Raw genomic sequence first — 4,788 nt, forward strand, 5'->3', positions numbered from 1 at the left:
TCGCACTCTCGCACTCTCGCACTCTCGCACTCTCGCACTCTCGCACTCTCGCACTCTCGCACTCTCGCACTCTCGCACTCTCGCACTCTCGCACTCTCGCACTCTCGCACTCTCGCACTCTCGCACTCTCGCACTCCCGCACTCCCGCACTCCCGCACTCCCGCACTTCCCTTGTCGCCCCGAAAGCGTAAGAATACGAGCGGGCCGCGCGTTGACCTGCGTGACGGCCGCCGGGCGCCCGCGCGCCGGCGTTCCACCCATCCAGGACGAAGAGGGAAACCAGCGATGCTTCCACGTGCGTTCCGCCGCGCGGCGGCGCTCCTCTCGGTCGCCGCCGCGGCCGCCGCCTCGGGGTGCGACGGCTCCGCCACGCTCCCCGAGGGCGTGGCCGGCAACTACCTGCTCGTCACCATCAACGGCCAGCCGCTGCCGCTCACGCTGCCCGGCACCGCGCCGGGGATCACGTCCGTCGCCAAGGAAGGCCGCCTCACCCTGGAGAGCGACGCCGAGTTCTCGCAGATCCTCGTCTTCAACACCCGCACCTCCGACCCCAACGACATCGACCCGGGCGACACCCGCTCCGAGAGCGCGGGCGAGGTGGAGGTGAGCGGCAACACCATCCGCTTCAGGCCGCGCTTCGAGAACGAGTACAGCGGCACCATCGGCAACGGCACGCTCACCTACACGCGCAACGCCGGCAGCGTGGCGCTGCAGTTCACCTTCCAGAAGCAGCCGTGAGCGCGGGCGCGGACCGGAGGATGGGCGGACGGCGGCGGGCCGCGCTCGCCGCCGTCCTGCTGCTGCTGGCGCTGGGCGGCTGCGCGTCCGGCGGGCGCGGCTCGTCGCCGCGCGCGCCGCGCACCACCGTGCGGGTGGTGAACCGCGCCTTCGCGGCGTACACCGTCTACGTGGTGACCGACGTGCAGCGGCAGCGGCTGGGGACGGTGCAGCCCGCCTCCACCGCCGTGTTCGTGATCCCGCCGTCGTTCGTGCCGAACCCTACCACGCTGCGCTTCCAGGCCGACCCGATCGGCGGCGACGCCGTGGCCACCTCGTTCCGCATCGACGTCACCCCCGGCGAGCAGGTGCAGCTCTCGATCTTCTAGATCCGGAAGACCATGCGTGCCCTCCGTAGGGGCGAGGCATGCCTCGCCCGGCGGATCCCGGTCCGTGCACGTAGGCGGCCTCCTGCGCCGACACCGAGTGCTCGAAATCGGATGCTCGCCTCTACGAAACATGTAGGTCGAGAGGAGGCTCCTCCGCAAACGTTTTTCAATCCTTTCTGTCCCTTTCACCTTCGAAGAGGTCTCGTCATGAGAAAGGCTCCGTTTATTGCCGTAGCCGCGCTTGCGCTCATTTCCGCTCAGGCGAGCGCGCAAGCGTCCAACCCGCAGGCAGCGGCATCAACTGAAGCTAGGCCGTTCGGATTCCGCGCCGGCGCGACCCTCTCATCCTTGTCATCCTACGGGATAGAGCGGACGGACAACAACGGCATTTACCGGGTGCGGCGCGCACCCGAGTCGCACCCCGACTTTGACGGCTTCACTCTGGTCATCTCTCCATCCCACGGCCTATGCAAAGTCGTTGCTAGCAGCAGGACCGTAGAGACCAGCGCATACGGAGATCGGTTGAAGAATCTTTATGAACGGATTAGAGACGCACTCCACGCGAAATATGGCGAGGGGGAGGAATTTGACTACCTGCGATCCGGTAGCATTTGGGATGAGCCGCGTGACTGGATGATGGGTCTGCTGCGCGAGGAACGTACGCTAGCGAGCTACTGGGGTAGGGACAGCGGCACCTTGCCGGGCAACCTGCAGGCAATCGCGTTAAAGGCAGTAGCTTTAAGCCCGTCATCCGGCTTCCTTCTCCTGAACTACGAATTCTCAACCTTCGCAGCCTGCAAGGAAGAACTGGACCGCGCGACGCGCAACCCGCTATAAAGGACCGGTGAGAAAGTCGCGCGAGAGCGGAACAGGTTAAGACGGAGATCGGTTCCTCAAGGAGAGGGTCACCATCGCGGAGGCAGCTACGAGCGCCGGCCCACCCCGGCAACCCGGTACAGCGCGACAAACTGCCGGGCGTCAGAAGCTCCCACGACCACGCGTTTTCCGTTAGCTTTCCCTCTCCCCGCCCGATGGTCCGACGCCACCCGCGAGACGTCATGACTCCGCGCCCGCTCCTCCTCGCCCTCGCCGCGCTGCTCTGCGCCGCCGCGCCCGCCGCCGCCCAGGCGGTCCAGGGCCGCCTGGTGGACGCGGAGGGCGCGCCCGTCGAGCGCGTCCTGGTCGCCCTCGTGGACGAAGCCGGCGCCCAGCGCGCCGCCGCCCTCACCGACGCGGGCGGCGCCTTCGCGCTGCGCGCGCCCGGCGCGGGGCGCTACCGGCTGCGCGCCGAGCGCGTCGGCTACGCGACCACCACCACCGAGCCGTTCGACCTCGCCGCGGGCGAGACGCGCAACGAGCGGCTGGTGGCCGGCGGCCGGCCCGTGGCGCTGGAGGGGATCACCGTCGAGGCGCCGTCGCGCCGCTGCGCCGTGCGGCCCGAGGCCGGGCTGCAGACCGCCACCGTGTGGGAAGAGGCGAGGAAGGCGATCAACGCCGCCGCCTTCGGCCAGCGCGAGCGCATCTTCCGCTACGAGGTGGTCCAGTACGAGCGCGACCTGGACCCGCAGAGCGGCCGCGTCGAGCGCGAGGAGCGCCGGACCACCGGAGCGCTGGCCGTGCACCCCTTCGCCAGCCCGCCCGCGAAGGAGCTCTCCGAGAAGGGCTTCGTCCAGCAGACGCCCGACGGGGTGACGTACTACGGCCCCGACCCCCACGTCCTCCTCTCCGACGAGTTCCTGGCCGACCACTGCCTGCGCATCGCCGCCGAGCGCGCCGCGGGCGACTCGCTGCTGGGCGTGGCGTTCGAGCCCGTGCGCGGCCGGCGGGTGCCCGAGATCCGCGGCGTGCTCTGGCTGCACCGCGCAACGGCCGAGCTCCGGCGCGTGGAGTACACCTACACGGGGATGCCCCAGGCGGTGAGCCACGAGCGGCTGGGCGGCACGGTCGAGTACGAGCGGCTCCCCGAGGGGCACTGGATCGTGCGGCGCTGGGCCATCCGCATGCCGCAGGTGGAGGTGGTGCAGGGGGTCCGCACCGTCCCCAACGACAACAACTTCCTGCACGCCTACGAGAACGCGCGCCTGGCCGCCATCCGCGAGGTGGGCGGCGAGGTCGCGCGCACCGCCACCCGCGCGGGGGCGCCCGTGCTCGCCGCGGCCGGGGGCGCGGCCGTGGAAGGCACCGTGTGGGACAGCCTCGCCGCCGCCCCGCTCGCCGGCGCGCGCGTCTACCTCTCCGGCACCCAGGCGGCGGCCGTCACCGACTCGGCGGGCCGCTTCCGCCTGGAGGGCCCGGGCGCCGGCAGCTACACCGTCGCCTTCTCGCACCCCGCGCTGGGGCCCCTCGCCGCCGCCGCGCGCCCCGCCGCGGTCGAGCTCGCCGCCGGGCGGACGGCCACGGTGGCGCTCGCCGTCCCCGGCTGGCGGACGGCCGCCGCGGCGCTCTGCCCGGGCGGCGCGGGGGGCGAGGACGCCGGCGTGCTGGCCGGCACCGTCCAGGGCGCCGCCGCCGGCGCGCCCGTCACCGTCACCGCCGCGTGGACGCGCACCGTGGTGGACCCGCGCGGCGAGCGCACGGAGCTCCGCACCGCCACCGCCCGCGCCGACGAGCGGGGCTTCTACGTCCTCTGCGGCGTCCCCGAGGGGCGGCCCTTCAAGCTGAGCGCGGGGACGGGGAGCCTCGCCAGCGGCGAGCGCGAGGTGCGCCTGGCCCCGGGCGCCCCGCTGCGGCAGGACCTGGCGCTCACCTCCGCCGCCGAGCCGGTGCGCGTGGCCGCCGGCGCCGACCCGCGGGGGGCGATCCCGCTCCCCGGCGTCACCGGCGTGGGCCGGCGCGAGGGCTTCGAGCGCCGCCGCGCCACCGGCCGCGGGATCTACCTCACGCGCGACGACATCGAGCGGAAGCGCGCCGTGCAGACCGTCGACCTCTTCCGCGGCCTCCCCGGCGTGCGGATCGTGGAGGGGATCGGCGGCGCGCGCGTGCAGATGGCCGGCGTCACCATCCCGCAGGTGAACGACCAGGCGCTCCCGCCCAGCGACCGCCAGAAGGAGGACATGCGGCTGCGGCAGGCCAACGGGGGCGAGATCCCCAGGGGCACGCCCCAGGGCGCCATGCGCGACCTGGCCGACGCGGGCGGGAACATCACCGGCAACAGCGGGATGGGCGAGTGCCAGGTGGACTACTTCCTGGACGGCGTCCCCTTCCAGCCCGCGCAGGAGGGCCGCATCTCCGACGAGATCCGGCCGCTGGACATCGAGGCCGTCGAGATCTACCGCAGCGCCGCCGAGACCCCCGCCGAGTTCCGCCGCCCGGGCCGCTCCCAGTGCGGCGTCATCGTGATCTGGACCCGCGTGGGCGCCTCCCGCCGAGCGAGTCCGTAGCGCGATCCACGCACTTCGCACCTCGCACCTCGCACCGCGGTCCGGGCGTGTCCCTCCGCTGCGCTCCGGGCCGGGCTGCGCGCGCGGTAGGGCACGATACGACCGTGCCCAACGCGCCGGGCCACCGCCGCGACGATACCCGTGTCGCGGCGGCGTCCCGGCCCTGTCGGGCGCGCATCCCTCACGCGAACGCCCTCCGTGGAGTACCGGCGCGGAACGACGGCAGAACTCGCGAGCCCCACCCGTTACAGCCGCGCGGACGCGCATCGCCCGCCGGCGCGGCTCCGCGCGGGCCGGCCCGG

Annotated in this window: 4 protein-coding genes; all 4 read left to right on the forward strand. The window is 72.8% G+C overall.

Going from position 1 to position 4,788, the window contains the following annotated elements; genetic code table 11:
• Positions 1–285: 285 nt before the first annotated feature.
• The 4 genes from VF746_31560 (at position 286) to VF746_31575 (ending at position 4,486) form a co-directional block, all read left to right on the forward strand.
• Positions 286–738 (forward strand): hypothetical protein, encoded by a 453-nt coding sequence (locus tag VF746_31560; GenBank protein HEX8696998.1) that lies wholly within the window; start codon positions 286–288, stop codon positions 736–738.
• 20 nt (positions 739–758) lie between these two features.
• A complete protein-coding gene (locus tag VF746_31565; protein ID HEX8696999.1) occupies positions 759–1,106 on the forward strand; it encodes a hypothetical protein in 348 nt (115 codons plus the stop codon).
• A gap of 207 nt (positions 1,107–1,313) precedes the next feature.
• A complete protein-coding gene (locus tag VF746_31570; GenBank protein ID HEX8697000.1) occupies positions 1,314–1,943 on the forward strand; it encodes a hypothetical protein in 630 nt (209 codons plus the stop codon).
• 221 nt (positions 1,944–2,164) lie between these two features.
• Entirely contained in the window at positions 2,165–4,486 is a 2,322-nt protein-coding gene (locus tag VF746_31575; GenBank protein HEX8697001.1) for a carboxypeptidase regulatory-like domain-containing protein, read from the forward strand.
• Positions 4,487–4,788: the final 302 nt, after the last annotated feature.

Source organism: Longimicrobium sp. (genome assembly GCA_036389795.1).
Lineage (GTDB): Bacteria > Gemmatimonadota > Gemmatimonadetes > Longimicrobiales > Longimicrobiaceae > Longimicrobium.

Coding starts and splice junctions, on each gene's coding strand:
- VF746_31560 (HEX8696998.1), top strand. CDS start 286: ATGCTTCCACGTGCGTTCCGCCGCGCGGCGGCGCTCCTCTCGGTCGCC.
- VF746_31565 (HEX8696999.1), top strand. CDS start 759: ATGGGCGGACGGCGGCGGGCCGCGCTCGCCGCCGTCCTGCTGCTGCTG.
- VF746_31570 (HEX8697000.1), top strand. CDS start 1,314: ATGAGAAAGGCTCCGTTTATTGCCGTAGCCGCGCTTGCGCTCATTTCC.
- VF746_31575 (HEX8697001.1), top strand. CDS start 2,165: ATGACTCCGCGCCCGCTCCTCCTCGCCCTCGCCGCGCTGCTCTGCGCC.